Annotated in this window: 13 protein-coding genes and 1 pseudogene; 7 read left to right on the top strand and 7 right to left on the bottom strand. The window is 70.7% G+C overall.

What is annotated here, in order from left to right:
- Window positions 1-87 precede the first annotated feature (87 nt).
- Entirely contained in the window at window positions 88-1011 is a 924-nt protein-coding gene (locus tag AB0A95_RS16000) for an alpha/beta hydrolase (protein WP_357556476.1), read from the top strand.
- A gap of 43 nt (window positions 1012-1054) precedes the next feature.
- Here the strand turns inward: AB0A95_RS16000 and AB0A95_RS15995 are convergent, their stop codons facing one another.
- Together AB0A95_RS15995 and AB0A95_RS15990 are read right to left on the bottom strand one after the other, a co-directional pair.
- A complete protein-coding gene (locus tag AB0A95_RS15995) occupies window positions 1055-1807 on the bottom strand; it encodes a GNAT family N-acetyltransferase (RefSeq protein ID WP_357556475.1) in 753 nt (250 codons plus the stop codon).
- 4 nt (window positions 1808-1811) lie between these two features.
- Entirely contained in the window at window positions 1812-2816 is a 1005-nt protein-coding gene (locus AB0A95_RS15990) for a sigma-70 family RNA polymerase sigma factor (RefSeq protein WP_357556474.1), read from the bottom strand.
- Window positions 2817-3116: 300 nt separating this feature from the next.
- Between AB0A95_RS15990 and AB0A95_RS15985 the strand changes: the two genes are divergently transcribed.
- From AB0A95_RS15985 to AB0A95_RS15965, 5 genes are all read left to right on the top strand, one after another.
- The gene (locus AB0A95_RS15985) at window positions 3117-5945 is read left to right on the top strand and encodes a BTAD domain-containing putative transcriptional regulator (RefSeq protein WP_357556550.1); all 2829 of its coding nucleotides are present in this window, start codon (window positions 3117-3119) and stop codon (window positions 5943-5945) included.
- A gap of 110 nt (window positions 5946-6055) precedes the next feature.
- Complete coding sequence (locus AB0A95_RS15980; RefSeq protein ID WP_357556473.1) at window positions 6056-7264, top strand: alcohol dehydrogenase catalytic domain-containing protein; 1209 nt, start codon at window positions 6056-6058, stop codon at window positions 7262-7264.
- 67 nt (window positions 7265-7331) lie between these two features.
- Window positions 7332-7715: a hypothetical protein gene (locus AB0A95_RS15975; RefSeq protein WP_357556472.1), complete on the top strand. Its 384-nt coding sequence runs from the start codon at window positions 7332-7334 to the stop codon at window positions 7713-7715.
- Between the two features lie 82 nt (window positions 7716-7797).
- A complete protein-coding gene (locus AB0A95_RS15970) occupies window positions 7798-10677 on the top strand; it encodes a BTAD domain-containing putative transcriptional regulator (protein WP_357556471.1) in 2880 nt (959 codons plus the stop codon).
- A gap of 120 nt (window positions 10678-10797) precedes the next feature.
- On the top strand, window positions 10798-11067 hold the full coding sequence (locus AB0A95_RS15965) for a hypothetical protein (RefSeq protein ID WP_357556552.1): 270 nt from the start codon (window positions 10798-10800) through the stop codon (window positions 11065-11067).
- Between the two features lie 36 nt (window positions 11068-11103).
- Here AB0A95_RS15965 and AB0A95_RS15960 read toward each other — a convergent pair.
- The 4 genes and pseudogenes from AB0A95_RS15960 to AB0A95_RS15945 form a co-directional block, all read right to left on the bottom strand.
- Window positions 11104-11148, bottom strand: a pseudogene (locus AB0A95_RS15960) (hypothetical protein); the annotation flags it as partial.
- A gap of 26 nt (window positions 11149-11174) precedes the next feature.
- Window positions 11175-12047: a hypothetical protein gene (locus AB0A95_RS15955; RefSeq protein ID WP_357556470.1), complete on the bottom strand. Its 873-nt coding sequence runs from the start codon at window positions 12045-12047 to the stop codon at window positions 11175-11177.
- Window positions 12048-12137: 90 nt separating this feature from the next.
- On the bottom strand, window positions 12138-12359 hold the full coding sequence (locus AB0A95_RS15950) for a WXG100 family type VII secretion target (protein WP_357556469.1): 222 nt from the start codon (window positions 12357-12359) through the stop codon (window positions 12138-12140).
- Window positions 12360-12374: 15 nt separating this feature from the next.
- On the bottom strand, window positions 12375-13655 hold the full coding sequence (locus tag AB0A95_RS15945) for an MFS transporter (RefSeq protein ID WP_357556468.1): 1281 nt from the start codon (window positions 13653-13655) through the stop codon (window positions 12375-12377).
- 403 nt (window positions 13656-14058) lie between these two features.
- On the opposite strand from AB0A95_RS15945, the gene AB0A95_RS15940 reads away from it, so the two are divergent.
- Complete coding sequence (locus AB0A95_RS15940; RefSeq protein ID WP_357556467.1) at window positions 14059-17034, top strand: BTAD domain-containing putative transcriptional regulator; 2976 nt, start codon at window positions 14059-14061, stop codon at window positions 17032-17034.
- Between the two features lie 53 nt (window positions 17035-17087).
- On the opposite strand, the gene AB0A95_RS15935 is transcribed toward AB0A95_RS15940, so the two are convergent.
- Complete coding sequence (locus tag AB0A95_RS15935) at window positions 17088-18479, bottom strand: nitrate/nitrite transporter (RefSeq protein WP_357556466.1); 1392 nt, start codon at window positions 18477-18479, stop codon at window positions 17088-17090.
- Between the last annotated feature and the right edge of the window lie 15 nt (window positions 18480-18494).

The following is an 18494-nucleotide window of genomic DNA, read 5'->3' as shown; positions in this document are numbered from 1 at the left end:
CAGTGGAAATCAACTGCGATCCGACATGCTCGACCTGGGGGTTGCCGGGGGGCTGCCGATGTCATTCGTGGTCACCGAGGAGCTGCAATGAATACTGGTTCGGAAAAGACACACACGATTCGGGTCGGCGACCTCTCCCTGATCTGTCACATTCGCGGACGCGGCCCGCTCTGCTTCGTACATCCGGGTGGTCCAGGGCTTTCCGGGGACTATCTGCGCATGCCACTGCTTGAGCGTCGCCTGACGATGGTCTATCTCGAGCCGGTGGGCACTGGCGATTCGAGCCGGTTGCCGGCGGGGGCGACGTACGACCTTGAGACCTACGCCGACCATCTCGACGCGGTGATCGCCGACCTCTCCGATGTCCCGGCGCTGGTCCTGGGGCACGGGCACGGTGGATTCGTCGCGCAGAGTCTGGCGTTGCGCCACCCGGACCGGACCGCCGGGCTGATCCTGTACGCGACCGCACCGGTGGCCGACGCGCACACCCGGGCGGCGGCGCGGGAGAAGCTCCGGCGGTACGCGCTGGCCCACGCGGACCGCACCGATGCCGAAGCGATGATCGCCGCGTTCGACCGGCCCGCCGGTCGGTGGGTGCACGAGAGCACCGCACGGCTCTGGCAGATCCTCCCCGCCTACTTCGCCGACTACTGGCGGCGGCGCACGGAGTTCGCCCATCTCCTCGGTGCGCTGCCGTGCTGGCCGAGGTCGACCACCGACTTCGACTTCCGTGGCGCGCTGCCCTCGATCAGCGCACCGACGATTGTCGTGGCGGGTGTGCACGACTTCGCCTTCGGCCCGGAGCCGGCCGAGATGCTGCGGTCGGCCATTCCCGATGCGGTTCTGGCCGAATTCTCCGACAGCGGGCACTTCGCGCACCTGGAAGAGGCCGAGCGCTTCAGCCATGTGGTGCTCGAGTTCGCCCTACGGGTCAGCGGCGGCGTTCCCGGCCGGCCTCGTCGGGCTGACGAGATGGCCTTGACCGGACGGCACGACGCGCGTTGGTGGTGACGGACGCGGCGGCGCCGCCCGGCCGGGCGGCACCGCCGGAAGCTCACTCCGGGAGTTGGTAGAGGCGATAGCGGGCGACGGTGTCGAAGCCGATCCGCCCGTACACCGGCTCGCCCTCGGCGCTCGACTGGAGCGTGGCGATCCGCCGCCCCGACTCGCGGGTGATGCGCAACGCCTCGCGGGTGAGGGCTGTCGCGATGCCGCGCCGACGGAAGTCGGGGTCGGTGGCGATGCAGTACAGCGCTCCGATGTCGGTGCCCAGCGACAGGGTGCACGTGCCGACGGTCCGGCCGTCGACGGTGCCCGCGAGCCGGAGCACGTCGGGGTAGGCGAAGTTCAGCTCCCGGTCGACGACGCTCCCCAGGTCACCGGAGATGCCGAGCGGCCCGGCGTAGGCCTCGACGTACTCCCGCATCCCGACCGGGCCGACGACGGTCCGGATCAACAGACCGGCGGGAGCGTCGGCCTCGGCCACGGTGGTCACGTCCACCGCCATGATCGGCATGTCAGCGATCTGCTCCGCGCCGCGATCGAGCAGGCCCTCGGCGGTGCCCTCGTCGCTGTCCGCGCCCACCCACCAGCCCCACCGCGAGCCGGTCAGGTGCTTCTTCGCCTCCGCGATCGCGTCGTCGAGCCGTCGGCCGCGGACGCGGAGGACCCCGTTGAGCAGCGGGTGGGGGATGTCGGTGCGGTAGGTCGGCAGGTCGGTGTCGGGGCGCGTACCGGCCCAGCCACACCAGTAGCGGCGGTTTGCGGCGAGTTGCGGGCCCAGGTCATGGATGGAATGGGTGGTCATACCCTCAGGACCCGGTCCGGCGGACAGAAGTTCGATTCGCCGGGGGAGCGATCTCCGGGTGGGTCGGTCGCGGGGTGTGCATGAGGCGTACCTCACATACCAGGCCCTTCTTCTCGCGGAGCAGCCAGGTCCCGCCGGGCGGGCAGTGGAACGGATCCTCCGGCGGGTTGATGAAGGCGTTCTCCCAGATCGTGATGCCCGCACCAGCCACCACCCCGGTGATTTGGTGAGCCACGCCGGAGTCGTAGTCCCGTCGCATGGCCGCGAAGACCGCCTCGCGGCCGGTCGTCCGTTTGCCACTCGGCCAGCAGAAGGTCATGTCCTCGGCCCAGCGCGCGGCCACCCTGCTCATCGGGGCGCCGTTGGCCACCGCGGAGAGCACCGTCGTCGCCTCCTCGCGTCGTTCGGCCCGCAGCGCCGCGGTCTCGTGGTGCCGCTCGTCGTGTACGCGGGGCAGGACCTCGGCCAGCTGACGGCGCGCTTCGCTCAGGCGGCTGCGGACGGTGCCGATCGGGACCCCGCAGAGGTCCGCGATCTGCTCGTACGAGTTGTTCTCGGTGAAGTAGCGCAGCATCGCCACTGTCTGGGCGGCCGGCGACAACTGGTGCAGCCCGTGCCAGATCCAGTCCCGCAGCGCGCTGCGGTCGATCCGGGCGACCGGGTCGTCCAGCTCCGAGGCGTGCAGGGTCTCGCCGGCCACGCCCACCGGGACGGGCCTTCGTGAGCGCAGGAGCTTGCGGCAGTTGTTGCGCACGATGGCGTGCAGCCAGGGCCGGACCGCGGCGGGGTCACGCAGCTCGCCGATCCGGCCGAACGCGGTGATCGCCGCATCCTGGCAGGCGTCCTCGGCGTCGGGCACCGCGCCCAGAATCTGGTGTGCCGCCGCGAGCATGCCGGCGTAGTGCAGCTCGTACAGCAGCGTGAAGCTTCGCGGGTCGCCCTGTTGGGCGGCCCGGACCACCTGCTCCACGTCGCCGGCCGAGGCGGGGCCCGAGATTGGTAGCAGCATGCCGGAAAGCTAGCTCCGGCCAGTGGAAAACTTCTTCAGCGAACCGAACTTTCGTCCTGCCACCTGGATCTCCAGGACATGCCCATCGACACAAGCCAGGACCACACCGTCGGCGGAGCGGCCCGCGTCGTGCCGTTTTCCGCCGCGAAGTCCGTCTTGCCGCTCGCGGCACCCTGTGGTCCCGCGAGCCGCAGGGGCGGACGCTCGGTTCAGTCACCGTCAAGTGAATCCGCACAGGGGCCGGTTCGCTCCGGCCGGCCACCGGAGCCGGCGCCGACGGGTGCACTGCGTTTGCAGATCATGGGCCCGCTGCGGCTCTGGCGCGGTGCGGTCGAGCTGGACGCGGGCCCGCGTCAGCAACGCGGCCTGTTGGCGCTCCTCCTGGCTCGTGCCGGGCGACCGGTCAGCACCATCGATCTGACGGGTCTGATCTGGGGCCCGGACTCGCCGCCCAGCGCGGTGAACGTCGTCCACAAGTACGTGGGCGCGCTGCGCCGCCTGCTCGAACCCGCTCTGCCCACCCGCTCGGCCGGGTCCTACCTGCTGCGGCACGGCAACGGATACCGCTTCGTCGCGGGGCCGGAGACGCTCGACCTTCTCGCGTTCCGCCGCCACGTCTCCGCCGCGAAGTCCTGCCTGGGGCAGGACCGTCCCACCGAGGCGCTCGACAGCTACCTCAGCGCTCTCGAGCTGTGCCACGGCTCGGCCGGCACCGGCTTGATCGACAACGCGACGGCAACCTTCGCCGGCATCGACAGCGAGTTCTTCGACGCCGCGGTCGCCGCCGCCGCGGTGGCCGTGCGAGTACGTCAGCCCGCTCGGGTGCTGGCCCCGCTGCGGCTCGCCGCGGAGATGGGCCGGCTCAACGAGCCGGTCCACGCGTGCCTGGTGACGACGCTCGCTGCGGCCGGCCATCAGGCCGAGGCGTTGGCGGTGTACGGCGCGATTCGCGCACGCCTGGACGACGAGTTGGGCATCGACCCCGGGCACAAGCTCCAGGACGCCCAGCGGCGGGCCCTCAGCCAGGCGGGGATGTCGCCCTCCGGCGACCCGGGTCCGGTCCCCGGGGCGTCGCGGCCGATTCCCCTGGTGCGTCCGGCGCAGCTCCCGCCCGACCTGCCCCTCTTCGTGGGCCGCGACCCCGAGCTGGCGACCCTGGGCGACCTGACGAACGGGATGAGGGCCGTCGGACGGACCAGCCCCCTGGTGGTCGCGATGAACGGCATGGGCGGCGTCGGCAAGTCGACGCTCGCTGTGCACTTCGCGCACCGGGTGGCCGGCGAGTTCGGCGACGGGCAGCTCTACCTCGATCTTCAGGGCCACCTCGGCGAGGGTGAGAGCCGGCCGGCCGGCGATGCCGTGCGCCTCCTTCTGCACGCGGTGGGTGTGCCCGCCGCCGACGTTCCGGACCGGTTCGACGCGCGGGTCGGGATGTACCGGAGCATGACCGCCGGCAAGCGGATCCTGGTCCTGCTGGACAATGTCCGCGACGCCTCCCAGGTACGTCCGTTGCTGCCGAACTCGGCGGACAGTCTCGTGCTCGTCACCAGCCGGCGGGCGCTGGTCGGCCTGGCCGCGTTCGACGGGGCCCATCCGCTCCACATCGACCTGCCCGACCTGCCGACGGCCCGTCGGCTGCTCGAACGCCGTCTCGCCGACCTGCCGGTTGGCAACGCGGCGGGCGGGGAGATCGTCGAAGAGATCATCGAACTGTGCGGCCGGCTTCCGCTGGCGCTGGCCATCCTGGCGGCCCGGATCGCCGTCCGCCCGCGACTGTCGCTGGCCTCCGTCGCCGCCGAGCTACGCGACGGCGCTCGCCGGCTCGCGGCGTTCCCCGCCGGGGGCGGCCTCAGTGATCCGCGTACCGCGTTCTCGTGGTCCTACCGGCAACTTGGTCCCGGTGCCGCCCGGCTGTTCCGGCTTCTGTCGGTGGCCCCGGTGCTGGGCGTCACGGCAACGGCCTGCGTGAGTCTCGGCGACCGCGACACCGACGACACCCGGGCCGACCTGGCCGAGCTGATCGAGGCGGACCTGGTGACCGAGCACGAGGACGGCCGGCTCACGTCGCACGTGCTGGTCCGGACGTACGCGCAGGAGCTCCTCCACGCCGAGGAGCCGGCGGCGGAGCGACAGGCGGCGATCAGCCGCCTGCTCCAGTACTACCTGCACAGCAGTTTTCGCGCGCAGGTGGTGCTGGAGCCGAGCCGGACGCCGATCGGGCCGCCGCCGCCCCTGCCCGGTGTCGTCGCGGAGCGGCCGGAGACGTACGACGAGGCCATCGCCTGGTTCGCGAGCCAGCGGGAGGTGCTCATGGAGGCGGTCCAGCGGGCGGCCGCCGTCGGGTACGGCATCGCGCCCTGGCAGCTCGCCCTCACGATGCAGCAGTACCTGCAGTGGGCCGGCTACTTCCAGGACTGGGAGGACGTCATGCGGGTGGCGCTGTCCGCGGCACGGGAGAGCCACGATGCCCTCGGGCAGGCGCACGTCCTGCGTAGCCTGGCCGGCGCCCGGCACATGTTCGGCGCCAACGACGAGTCGCTGCACCTGCTCGGCGAAGCGCTGCGCATCTTCGAGGACCGGGACATGCGGCTGGAACAGGCGCTTGTGCACAACAACTTCCACCAGGTGTTCAGCGCGCTGAGCCGGCACGACCTCGCCCTCGACCACAGTACGAAGGCGCTGTCGCTGTCCCGACTCCTGGAGAATCGTCGGGCCGAGGTCGTCAGTCTCCTGTTCAGCGGCACGTCGTTCGCCGCCCTGGGTCGGGTCGAGGAATCAGCTCGGGCGTTGAACGAGGCCCTCGAACTCAACAAGCGGATCGGACGCGGCCGTGAGGAGAGCGAGATCCGGGCCGCCATCGCCCGCAACCTGGCCGCATCCGGACGTGTCGCGGAGGCGGTCGAGCAGTTGGAGCTCTCGGCGGAGACGGCGTACCGCGTCGGGGACCGACCGTCGCAGTTCGACGCCCTGCGGCAGATGGCCGACGTTCTGATCACGGCGCACGACGTCCCCGGAGCCGAGCGGGTGCTCGACCGGGCCCGCGCGGTTCTCGCGCAGTTGCAGGGCGGCGGCACCGACAGCATGCGTGCCGCTCTGATCCGTCTCGCCGAGCTGCTGCCCTCGACCTGACCATCTCGGGCGGGTTTGCGGTGCTGTGTCCCGGGTAGCCCGGAATTTCGTCAGCTGGTCGGCGCGTGCTGGCTCGAACGCCGGTTCACAGTGTGGGAGAGGAGCGCCCAATGAAGGCTGTCGTGTGGCACGGCATAGGCGATATCCGCGTCGACGAGGTGCCCGAGCCCCGCATCGAGGCGCCGACGGACGCCATCGTCCGGATCACGACGGCGGCGATCTGCGGCACGGACCTGCACTTCGTGCGGGGCACGATGCCCGGGATGAAGCCGGGCAAGATCCTCGGCCACGAGGGCGTCGGGGTCGTCGAGGAGGTGGGACCGCAGATCCGCAACCTCAAGCCCGGAGACCGGGTGGTGATCTCGGCGGTGCTGGGCTGTGGATCCTGCGCCTACTGCCGCCGAGGGCTCTTCGCGCAGTGCGACGACGTCAACCCGTACGGGCCGCGCTCCGGCACGGGCTCGCCCGGCTCACCCGAGATGCAGGGCCCGTTCAACGGCTTGCAGGCGGAGTACGCGCGGATCCCGTTCGCGCACACCAACCTGATCCGGCTGCCGGAGAACGTCACCGAGGCGCAGGCCATCACGCTGTCCGACATCTACCCCACCGGCTACTTCGGCGCGGTCCTGGCCGACGCCAGCGACGGCAACATCGTCACCGTCTGGGGTTGTGGCCCGGTGGGGCAGTTCGCCGTGCTCTCCGCCTACCAGCGCGGCGCGTCGCGGGTGATCGCGATCGACGGACACGCCGACCGGCTGGAACACGCCCGCCGGCGAGGGGCCGAGGTGATCAACTTCAACGAGACCGGCCCGGTCGAGGCGATCATGGAGTTGACGAACGGAATCGGGGCCGACTGCGCCATCGACGCGGTCGGAGTGGACGGCGAGAGCCCGAAGTCGGGGCCCGCCGCGGGCAAGGACGACGAGCGCAACCGCGAGGATCAGCGCAAGATCTCCCCGAACCTCGACAGTGGGGGAGTGGACGGGCACTGGAAGCCGGGAGACGCGCCCAGCCAGGCGCAGACCTGGGCGGTGGAGAGCCTCGCGAAGGTGGGCACCCTGGGGATCGTGGGGGTCTACCCGCCCGCCGACCGGTACTTCCCGATCGGCACGGCCATGGCTCGTAACCTCACCGTCCGGGCCGGCAACGGCAATCACCCCAGGTACATCCCGAAACTCGCGGCGATGGTCGCGTCCGGCCAGGTGCATCCCGAGGACGTGGTGACGGAACACGAGCCGCTCACCGACGCGGTCGGCGCGTACCGCGAGTTCGACGTGCGCAGCCCCGGCTGGCTGAAGGTCGCCCTGCGGCCCACGTGACCGCCGTTCGGCGCCGAATCAAGTGGTGGTCCATCGCGCGTGCAGTGGGTCGGTGGATGCTGATCGGGTGCGCAGACACGTCACTGTGACCCTGGCCGCCCTGAGTAACGCCGTTCTCGGGCTGCTCGCCGTCCCGCCGCTCGCGGTCCTCATGTCGTTGCTGGCGTACGCCGCGCACAGCCCCACCTCGTCGCTGACGAACCACACGTACGCGACGATCGCGGGACGGCCGCCGCCCATCGAGATCGACGGCGACGAGGCCGGCGTGGCGCTGGTCCTTCTGGTCGTCGCCGCGGCGCTGTTGGGCGGAGCCTTCGTCGCGACGAACACGTGGCTTCTGGGCCGCCTGCCGGGCGCCCGGCGTGCCGGCTGGGTCGCCGCGGCGATGCTCACGCTGCTGCCGTTCGCCTGCTTCGTGGGCTACTGGTGGCTCCGATCCGCACCGCGGTGACGGCCGGTCCAGTCGACGTCAACAAATGATCCACTGACTGTGACTACGTTTCGAGAGTCATTCGACCTCGAAGGAACAACGGTTGGCCCAATCGAACGCGCTACGCCTGCAGATCATGGGCCCGCTCCGGATCTGGCGGGATGACGTCGAACTCGACGCCGGCCCGCGGCAGCAACGCTGCCTGCTGGCCCTCCTGATCGCGCACCAGGGCCGCAGGATCGCCATGGCCGAGTTGATCGACCTGGTGTGGGGACCGAGTCCGCCGTCAAGCGCGGTGAACGTCATCCACAAGTACATCGGCGCCATCCGCCGGCTCCTCGAACCCGGCCTGTCGCCGCGGGCCGCTGGCTCGTATCTGACCAGGCACGACACGGGTTACCGCTTCGCCGCGGGCTCAGCGACGCTGGACCTCGTGGCGTTCCGCGGGCTCGTCGCGCAGGCGGCGGAGAGCGCGCGCGGTGACCGGCTGGAGGAGGCGCTGGCCCGCTACCTGGAGGCCCTGCGACTCTGCCACGGACCGGCCGGTGAGACCCTGGCCGACACCGTGGGGGCCACAGCGACCTTCTCCGGTGTGGACGGTGAGTTCTTCGACGCCGCCGTCGACGCCGCCGAGATCGCCACCCGTGTCGGCCAACCGGCGCGGGTCCTGCCGGCGCTGCGACTCGCCGCGCAGATGGGACGGCTGCACGAACCGGTGCACGCCAGCCTGGTGAGGACACTCGGGGCGGCCGGACACCAGGCCGAGGCGCTGGAGGCGTATCGGAGCATCCGCGTTCGGCTCGCCGACGAGTTGGGCATCGACCCGGGGCGGGACCTGCGCGACGCCCAGCACCGGGTGCTGACCCAGGCGGCCACACCGGACGTGGAGTCCGGCGCGGCGGTGCTCCCGGCGCCGCTGGTGCGTCCGGCGCAGCTGCCACCGGACCAGCCCATGTTCGTGGGACGGACGTCCGAGCTGACGGTGCTGCGCGACCTGGTCCTGGGCATGCGCGAGGGCCAGCGCACCAGCCCGATGGTCGTCGCGGTGGACGGAATGGGTGGCGTGGGCAAGTCGACGCTCGTCACCCACTTCGCGCACTCGGTGGCGGACGAGTTCACCGACGGCCAGCTCCACCTCGACCTGGGCGGCAACGCGGGGGAGGACGGCACCGTCTCGGCGGTGGACGCGTTGCGCTCGCTGCTGTACGCCCTCGGTGTGCGCGCGTCGGAGGTGCCCGACACGTTCGACGCGCTGGTGGGCACGTACCGGAGCCTGACCGTCGGCAAGCGGATACTCGTCCTGCTCGACGACGCCCGCGACGCCTCGCAGGTGCGTCCGCTGCTCCCGAACTCGGCCGAGAGCCTGGTCCTGGTCACCAGCCGGCGCCCGCTCGTCGGTCTCTCGGCCTCCGACGGCGCACGCCTCTACCGCGCGTACGTCCCCGACCTGCCCGACGCCCGGAAGATGCTGTCGACCCGGCTCTCCGTCCTGCCGAGCCGTGCGGCCGAGGGCATCGACGCCGACGTCCTCGACGAGATCATCGAACTGTGCGGCCGGCTGCCGCTCGCGCTGTCGATTCTGGCCGCCCGGCTGAGCGTACGGCCCCAGCTCTCGCTGGCCTCGGTGGCCGCCGAGTTGCGCGACGGCGCCCGACGGCTCGCCGCGTTCCCGGGCGGCGTGGGCGTCATTGATCCGCGCACCGCGTTCTCCTGGTCGTACCGGCAGCTGAGCCCCGGCGCGGCACGGCTCTTCCGGCTGCTGTCGGTGGCGCTGACCCCGGGCATCACCCTCGGCGCCTGCGTCAGCCTGTCCGGACGGGACCCGGAGCGGACCCGGGCCGAGCTGGAGGAACTGACCGAGGCGGCGCTGGTGTCGGAGCACGACAAGGGCTGCTACACCTCGCACGTGCTGGTCCGGGCGTACGCGGAGGAGTTGCTCCGCACCACCGATCCGATCGACGAGCAGCGAGCCGCCGTCACCCGGCTGCTCCAGTACTACCTGCACAGCAGCTTCAACGCGCAGGTCATGCTGCATCCGAACCGCCCACCGATTCCACCCGCCCCGCCCCAGCCGGGTGTGTGGGCGGAGCAGCCGACGTCGTACGAGGAAGCCACCAGGTGGTTCGCCGACCGGCGCGAGGTGCTCCGGGAAGCGGTCCGGGTCGCTGCCGAACTGGGCTACAGCACCGTCTCCTGGCAGTTGGCGATCACGATGCAGCAGTACCTCGAGTGGGCCGGCTACTTCCAGGACTGGGAGGACGTCATGCGGCTCGCCCTGCAAGCCGCGCGCGACCACCGGGACGTGGTCGGCGAGGCGCACGTGCTGCGCAGCCTGGCCGGCGCGCGGTGGTTTCTGGGAGCCGACCAGGAGGCTCTTGATCTGTTGTCGGCCGCGCTGACGGTGTTCGTGGCGAACGGGATGCTGCTGGAGCAGGCACTCACCCAGATCAACATGCACGCGGTCTGCACCAGCCTCGGCGAGCACGAGCGAGCCCTGGAGTACGCGGAGACGGCGGTGTCCCTCTGCCGTGCGGCAGGCAACGAGACGGCCGAGATGCGCGGCCTCTACTCCAGGGGCAGGTCGCTCACCCGCCTGGGCCAGTACGAGCACGCGGCCCAGGTGCTGCAGGAGGCGTTGGACCTCAACCGCCGGGTCGGGCACCCGCACGAGGAGGCGATGAACAAGGACTTCGTCGCGGACAACCTGGTCAAGCTCGGTCGCGCCGAGGACGCCGTCAAGGAGCTTGAGGCGGCCGTCGAGTCGACGCGCCTGTTCGGCGAGGGGCCGTACCATTTCCAGGCGTTCGTGAGCCTGTCCGAGCTACTGATCTCGATGGGTGACGTGGACGCGGCGCGCACGGCGTTGGCGGGCGCCCGGGAGGTGCTGGACTCGTTCCAGGGTGGCGGCCCCCTCCGCATGTGGGCCACGCTGCGTCATCTGGCGGCAGAGCTGGACCGTGTGGCTCACCCGCCACCGCACTGACAACAGCCGCGTGACGCCCGACGGCCGGTGCGGACCTGAACCGATCGCGGGCCTGCTCCGTGTGGATGTCGATCGGCTTCCGGACCTCCTGGAAGCCGCTTGACCGCCGGAGAATCCCAGATGACACGCAACCACCTGACCCCCATCCTCGCCGTGCTGGCCGTCGGCGCGGCGACGCTCACCGCGTGCGGCCCGTCCCAGGTGCCGCCCGGCCCGGCCCGGGCCGTCGACCTGGGCAGCAGCCAGCCGGCAGCCCCGAGCGGTGGGGCCGGCCCCGCGCTCCTGTCCGGCACCGCCAAGTCCAACAACTCGGCGGAGGGCACCGGTGACTGGGCGGTGCGCAACGGCGGGGTCGCGACCGGGAGCCCGGAGTGCGTAGTAGGTGCGTGACTTGACGGTGCCTGCCGGGATGCCGAGCACCTGGGCGGCTTCCGCGACTGTACTCCCGAGCAGATAGACCTGCTCAAGCACCTGCCGGTGCTCCCGGGAGAGGTGCCTCAGCTCTTCTTCTCGTACTCGGCGAGCCGGGAGCGGTACGTGGCCCGGCCCTGCCGACGGGCGCCGACCTGGCCGGCGATCAGCACCAGGGGTGACAGGATCGCGAAGAGCAGCGTGAGCGGGTTGCGGGTGATGAGGAACGCGGCGCCGGAGAGCACGACCGGCGCGAGCACGGTGATCAACGTGAGGGGCCGTCGTTCGGGCGGCGTGGGCGGCCCGGGGAGGGTGAACTGGGTGGTCCGCGCCGGGGGCAGCAGCCGCGGCGGGCGGTTGTAGTCCAGGCCGGTGCGATCCTCCGAGATCTGGAGCGCGGCTTCCTCTCCGACCGGTCGGCGCAGCTCCAGCAGGGACGATCCGGCGGCGAGTTGCGCGCCGGGAGCCCAGACCTGCTCGTCCTCGATCTCCACCCGATCGAGGAGCAACCCGGGCTCGGCCGGACGCAGCCAGCACTCACCGTCCTCGGTCACCCGGACCCGCGCGATCACGGGAGCGAGCGAGGCGTCGGTCAGGCGTACGTCATTGTCGTCGGCGGCGCCGATGGTGTGCTCACCGATGTCGAGCTGGTGCAGGCCGCCGGCGCCCAGGCCACTGACCACCCGGATCTCCAGCGGGCCCGGCGGACGTGGGGGCGACTCGGGCGCGGGGCGGTCCAGTTCGAGCACGCTGCCCTGCCACAGCGGCGCGTCGGCGAGGGTGAGCCCCGGGTCCAACGGCGCACCGGCGACGAAGACTGTCGGCGGTCGGGTGTCAGAGTCCGGACGGCGCTCCGCAAGCGCCTCGGCAAGCTCCGCGACTGTCGAGTCGAGGGCGGCCTCGACCTGGTAGTCGGTGGCAGAGGTGGTGTGGTCCGTGACGGTGAGCAACAGGCGCACGGGTATCTCCTGGTCGGATGATCCGTCGGGAATACGGCTGGGGCCGCGTGGTGAGTGCGCACCACGCGGCCCCGACCGGTCGTTCGTTCGTCAGCGGCTGAGGCTGGCAGCGGTCTGCGTGTCGGTCTCGGAGAAGGCGTCGCTGACCTGCGTGAGGTACTGGCTGATGCCTTCCATGCCGTGCAGGGTCTGGTCGACGCTGCCCTTGTACTCCTCGAAGTACGGACCGAACTGCTGCTGGGCGCCCGGGGTGTTGTAGCCACCCTGGATCAGAGTGTCGATCTTGCTCTTCGCCTGGGTCATCCCGTCCAACAGGGAGGTGCGGCATCACTCGGGCGTGACGGTTGCGCTCCTCCGGCCCAGAGTGGTGAGGAAGAGAATCAGACCTGCGGTGGTGAGGACGAATCCCGCCCACACCGTGGAGAGGGTTCCCCACCCGACGCTGAGGGTGACGGCGCCACCGATCGCGCCCAGCGAGTTGGCGAGATTGAGGGCGGCCAGATTGAGGGCGCCCATCAGGGTGGGTGCGTCCGGCGCGAATTCGGTCAGCCGTACCTGGATGGTGGGGATGGCGAACATCATCGTCGCTCCGACGCCGAACAGTGCCGGCACGAGGATCAGGATCTCACCGCCGAGGAGACCAATGGCCGCGAGCAGCACCAGCACATAGCCGAAGCCGTAGATCAGCGGTCGGTTGCCGTACCTGTCGGCGGCCCGGCCGCCGAAGTAGTTCCCGAATGCCATGCCGAGACCGAAGACGGCGAGGGCGACGGGGATGAGCGCCGGGCTCTCGCCCGCCGCGTCGGTCACGAACGGTCCGATGAATGTGTAGACGGCGAAGATGCTGGAGATGCCGAGCGCCGCGACCGTGACCATGAGCCAGACGTCGAGTCGCCGAAGGGCGCCGAGTTCGCGTGCCACGGAGCTGCCGTGCAGGTCGTCGGTGCGCGGCAGCCACGCCAGCAGCGCCGCGCCGGCCAGCAGACCCACGCCGATGACGGTCCAGTAGGTAGCGCGCCAACCGGCGTGCTGGCCGACGAGGGTGCCGAGCGGTGAGCCGAGGACGGTGGCCACGGTCAGACCGCCCATCACCGTCGCGAAAGCCCGTCCGCCCTTGCCCGGACCGTAGACGTACGCGGCGACGACCGCGCCGGCGCCGAAGTACGCGCCCTGGACGCTCCCCGTGACGAAGCGGAAGACGACGAGGGACGCGATGTTCGGGGCCAGTGCGGAGAGGACGTTGCCGACGAGGAAGAGCGCGATCAGGCCCAGCAGGAGGGTACGGCGGTTGGCCCGGGCCGCGAGAAGTGTGATCGCCGGCGAACCGATCATGACGCCGAACGCGTAGGCGCTGATCGCGTACGTCGCGACCGGGATGGACGCGTCCAGGTCGGAGGCGAAGAGTTGGATGATCCCGTTGCTGCCGAACTCGCCGGTGCCGATGGCGAAGGCGCCCAGGGCCAACGCGAACAGGGTCAGCCCCTTCCTGCGGCCCGGTTCCGCAGCGGTACTCCGCTTCGCCTCCGGGGAGCGCCGGGACTCGTACGGCTTGTTGAGTACAGCGGGTCGGTCCGGGTCGGTCCGAATGTTGCTTGCTGACGCGGTCATGGAGCCCTGTCCTTGCCGAGGAATACCTTCCGGCAGATGATGACGACAGGTAGTTGACAACTTCTGAGTGAGTTTCTGGAGCAGCGCGGGATGTCGCTGTCCACGGGCGAGCCGAGACGACCGGCGAACCGGCCAGATCCACACGGCAGGCCCGAACGCGACCACGCCCCCCGAACCACTCAATCCGGTCGGGAACCTCCGCCCGCGGGGGACAGGGCCCTCATCCGGGACGGACCGGATGGTGGGCGCTGGCACCGGCAGAGGTGATGATCCCGCTAGGTCGCCGTCGGGGATTTCAGCCCTGCCGCGTCGCCATCCCACGGGTGTCCGTTGAAGAGCTCGTTCGCCGGGCCGGACGTAGACTTGTCGGCACCGCGAGCAGCGGAAGTTCACGATCCGTCAAGTGGAACAGGAGATCGAATTGTCGAAATCGGCCGGTGCCCGTCACGCCGACGACGGACCACGGCCGGTCAGCGGCAGCCTGCGGTTCCAGATTCTGGGCCCCCTGCGGATCTGGCGCGACGACGTCGAGCTGAGCGCCGGGCCCCGACAGCAGGGGCACCTGCTGGCCCTGCTGCTGGCGCGAGCAGGGCGGCCGATCAGCGTGAGCAACCTGATCGAGCTTCTCTGGGGCGAGGACGCGCCAACCAGCGCCACGAACGTCATCCACAAGTACGTCGGCACCCTGCGACGCCTGATGGAACCCTCGCTGCCGCTACGCGCGACCGGGTCGTACCTGCGCCGGCATGGTGGTGGTTACCTGTTCGCGCCAGGTCCTGGCACCCTCGACCTGGTCCGCTTCCGCGAGCTGACCAGCGCGGCCCGGGCGAGTCTCGCGCTGCGGGACCGAGACAGGGCGCTCGACAGCTACGTCGAGGCACTGGAGCTGTGGCGCGGGCCGGCAGGCGACACGTACGCCTCCGGGTCGGCCGCGACGTCGATCTTCGCCGCGCTCGACCGTGAGTTCCTCGACGTCTGCGTATCCGCGACCGAACTCGCGGTGTCGCTGAACCGCTCGGGACGCGTGTTGCAACCCCTGCGCCTGGCCGCCTCGATGGCCGCACTGAACGAACCGGTGCAGGCGAGTCTCATCTCCGCGCTGGGCGCGGCCGGTCACCAGGCCGAGGCACTCAAGGTGTTCCGGACGGTGCGCTCTCGCCTTCGCGAAGATCTGGGTATCGATCCCGGGAAGACGCTTGAGGCGGCGCACCGGCACGTGCTCACCCAGGCGACGGCGGAGGCCGACGCCGGCCAGGGGCAGACAGTCGACCGCCTCCCGCCGGAGCCGCTGGTGCGACCGGCGCAGCTGCCACCCGACCTGCCCACGTTCGTCGGGCGTACCGAAGAGCTCGCGACGCTCAGCGCTCTGCGCAGCGGCCTGGGTGGCACCGGTCGGACCGGCCCCCTGATCGTCGCTCTGGACGGGATGGGCGGGGTCGGCAAGTCCACGCTGGCCGCGCATTTCGCACACCTGGTTTCCGGCGATTTCACCGACGGGCAGCTGTACCTGGACCTGCGCGGCGACCAGACCTCGGACGAGAGCGTGTCCGCCGGGGACGCGGTGGGGTCGCTGCTGTCATCGCAGGGTGTCCACGTGTCCAGCATTCCGGAGACGCTCGCTGCGCGGGTCGGCACGTTCCGCAGCCTCACGGCCAGCAAGAGCATCCTGGTGCTCCTCGACAACGCGAGCGACTGCGCGCAGGTGCGCTCGCTGCTGCCGAACTCGCCGGAGAGCCTGGTCCTCGTGACGAGCCGCAAGCCGCTCGTCGAGCTTGCCGCCATCGACGGAGCCCACCTGCTGCACCTTGACCCTCCGGACATGCGGACAGCCCGTGAGCTGGTTCGGCGCCGGCTCGTGAGCGCACCGAACCGCGCCATGGCGGGCTTCTCCTCGCCGGCCGACATCCTGGACGAGATCATCGAGCTGTGCGGCCGCCTGCCGCTGGCGCTGGCGATCCTGGCCGGGCGACTGAGTGCTCGGCCGCGACTCGCCCTCGCGGACGTGGCAGCGGAGCTGCGCGACGGCACGCAGCGGCTCGCCGCCTTCTCCAGCAGCCACAGCGTTCGGGATCCGCGGGCCGCCTTCGCCTGGTCGTACCGCCAGCTCAGCCCGGATGCCGCCCGCCTGTTCCGCCTGTCCTCCGCCGCCATGGCGCCCGGCCTGTCGGCAGCGGCCTCCGCCAGCCTGTCCGAGCAGTCGCCGGGGGTCGCGCGCGCGTCCCTGCGGGAGCTTGCCGACGCGGCGCTGCTGGACGAGGACGACAAGGGGCGATTCACGTCGCATGTGCTGGTCAAGGCATACGCGCAGGAGCTTTTTCTGACGCACGAGCCGGCCGCGGACAGGGCAGCGGCGACCACCCGGCTTCTGCAGCACTATCTGCACAGTGCTTATCGGGCGGCGATCGTGCTGGCACCGGAACGCCCGATTGTCGCGCCGTCTCCGGCGCCGGCCGGCGTCGCGCCGGAGCAGCCCACAGCCTACGACGAGGCGATGCGCTGGTTCGAGGAGCACCGCGAGGTGTTGCCGGAGGCGGTGCGGCGTGCCGCCGAGGGTGACTTCGGCATCGCCGGGTGGCAGCTGGCGCTCAGCATGCAGCAGTGGTTGCGGCGCAGCGGGCGGTTTCACGACTGGCAGGACGTCATGCACGTCGCGCTGGCGTCGGCCAGCGACAGGGGAGACCAGGTCGGCGCGGCGCACGTCATGTGCAGCCTGGCCGACTCCTCTTCCCACCTCGGGGCGCACGAGGAGGCCCTCGACCTGATCTCGAGCGCGCAACAGATCTTTGCCGAGCACGGCCTGCTGGCCGAGCAGGGCGTCGTGCACTCCACACTGCACCGGATCCACACCCAGCTCGGCCAGCACCGGCGTGCGCTGGAGGAGAACGAGAGAGCGCTGGCCCTAAACCGTGCCGCAGGCATCGAGCACTGTGAGATCTGGGCATCGGCCGCCCAGGGCCGCTCACTCGTCCGGCTCGGCGCTCTCGACGCGGCCATGTCGTGTCTGGAGGAGGCGCTCACTCGCAGCGAGAAGAGCGAATCGACGACGGACGAGGCCGACATCCGCATCTCGATGGCCGAGTGTCTCAGTGCGATGGGCGATCAGCACCGAGCCGTGGAGCACCTGGAACGGGCGGTCGACATGGCCGCCGAGGCGCAGGACCGGATCGGCGTGTTCGAGGCATCGATCCTGCTCTGCGAAGCACACCTGTGCCTCGACGAGGTGCCGGGCGCCTGCCGGGCGTGGCGGCAGGCGTGCGACGCGATGCACGCCATGCAGAACGGCGGGACCCGAAACATGCGGGACAAGGTCTGCGACATGGGCGACAAGCTGACCGAGGTCACCGAGTTCTGCCCACGATCTGAGGACACGCAGAGGTGAGACCCCGGTGCCAGCGGGGCCGGTGACGCCGACCCGGGCGCGGCTGCTGGTTGTCAGACGCCGTCGAGCCTCCCGGGCGACGGGCGCAGGTACACGAACCAGGTGATGACGAAGCAGATCGCGTAGAAGGCGATGAAGGCGATGTAGGCCGCATCCGCGGTCTTGTAGACCAGGAACGACTGCCGGAAGGCGAGGTTGACGAGGACTCCGCCGAACGCGCCGATGGCACCGGCGACGCCGATGAGCGCGCCGGAGAGGCGCCGGGCCTCGTGCTCCGCCGCCCGGTCGGGCGGGTCGACCGCGCCGTCGGCGGTCAACCGCACACCGCACTTCGCCCGGAAGATCGCCGGGATCATCTTGTACGTCGAGCCGTTGCCGATGCCGCTGAACACGAACAGCGCGATGAAGCCGACAAGGTACAACGGCAGCGAGCGTTGCTGGGAGGCGAGCAGGACGATCGACGCGCCGGCCGCCATCGCCACGAAGTTCACGAAGGTGACCCGGGCCCCGCCGAGCCGGTCGGCCAGGACACCGCCCACGGGGCGGATGAGCGAGCCGAGCAGTGGCCCGAGGAAGGTCAGGTACGCGGCCTTCACCGGAGTGTCGAAGGTGTCGGCGAACTGCACCTGAAGCACCTGGCCGAAGGCGAACCCGAAGCCGATGAACGACCCGAACGTGCCGATGTAGAGCAGGGACATGATCCAGGTGTGCGGTTCGCGGGTGACGTCGCGCATGGCCCGTTTCTCGTTGCGGGCATGGCTGAGGTTGTCCATGAACATCGCGGACGCGAGTGCGGCAAGCACGATCGCCGGCAGGTAGATGCCGGCGACGATGCCGGGACTGGCCGTCCCCAGGACCGCCAGCACGAACAGGCCGACGAGTTGGACCGCGGCGACGCCGAGGTTGCCGCCGCCGGCGTTGATGCCGAGCGCCCAGCCCTTGAGCCGGTCGGGATAGTACGCGTTGATGTTCGCCATCGAGGAGGCGAAGTTGCCGCCGCCGACGCCGGCCAGCGCGGCGATGAGCACCAGCGTCGCGTACGAGACGCCGGGGCGGATCAGGAGGGCGCCGAGCAGGCTCGGGACCAGCAGCAGCGACGCGCTGATGATCGTCCAGTTGCGGCCGCCGAACCGGGCCACGGCAAGGGTGTACGGGATCCGCAGCACCGACCCGACAAGTGCGGGCACGGCGGTGAGCAGGAATTTCCCGGCCGGATCGATGCCGTACCGCGGCCCGAGGAACAGCACCAGTACCGACCACATCGTCCAGATGGAGAAGCCGATGTGTTCGGAGTAGATGGAGAAGATCAGGTTGCGCCGGGCAATGCGGGCTCCCCGGCGTTCCCAGAAGATGGGGTCCTCGGGCCGCCAGTCGTCGATCCAGTGTCCGCGAAGGGTCAGGCTGCGCCTGTCCTGCTCGATGCTGCCGGGCACGGCCGTGGTCATGGTTCCTCCCAGGTG

Source organism: Micromonospora sp. NPDC049230 (assembly GCF_040647875.1).
Lineage (GTDB): Bacteria > Actinomycetota > Actinomycetes > Mycobacteriales > Micromonosporaceae > Micromonospora.
This window is presented reverse-complemented; position numbering and strand designations above follow the sequence as displayed.

Excerpts from the sequence above, each read along its gene's own strand:
- AB0A95_RS16000 (WP_357556476.1), top strand. The coding sequence starts at position 88 with ATGAATACTGGTTCGGAAAAGACACACACGATTCGGGTCGGCGACCTC.
- AB0A95_RS15995 (WP_357556475.1), bottom strand. The coding sequence starts at position 1,807 with ATGACCACCCATTCCATCCATGACCTGGGCCCGCAACTCGCCGCAAAC.
- AB0A95_RS15990 (WP_357556474.1), bottom strand. The coding sequence starts at position 2,816 with ATGCTGCTACCAATCTCGGGCCCCGCCTCGGCCGGCGACGTGGAGCAG.
- AB0A95_RS15980 (WP_357556473.1), top strand. The coding sequence starts at position 6,056 with ATGAAGGCTGTCGTGTGGCACGGCATAGGCGATATCCGCGTCGACGAG.
- AB0A95_RS15935 (WP_357556466.1), bottom strand. The coding sequence starts at position 18,479 with ATGACCACGGCCGTGCCCGGCAGCATCGAGCAGGACAGGCGCAGCCTG.
- AB0A95_RS15945 (WP_357556468.1), bottom strand. The coding sequence starts at position 13,655 with ATGACCGCGTCAGCAAGCAACATTCGGACCGACCCGGACCGACCCGCT.
- AB0A95_RS15965 (WP_357556552.1), top strand. The coding sequence starts at position 10,798 with ATGACACGCAACCACCTGACCCCCATCCTCGCCGTGCTGGCCGTCGGC.
- AB0A95_RS15985 (WP_357556550.1), top strand. The coding sequence starts at position 3,117 with ATGGGCCCGCTGCGGCTCTGGCGCGGTGCGGTCGAGCTGGACGCGGGC.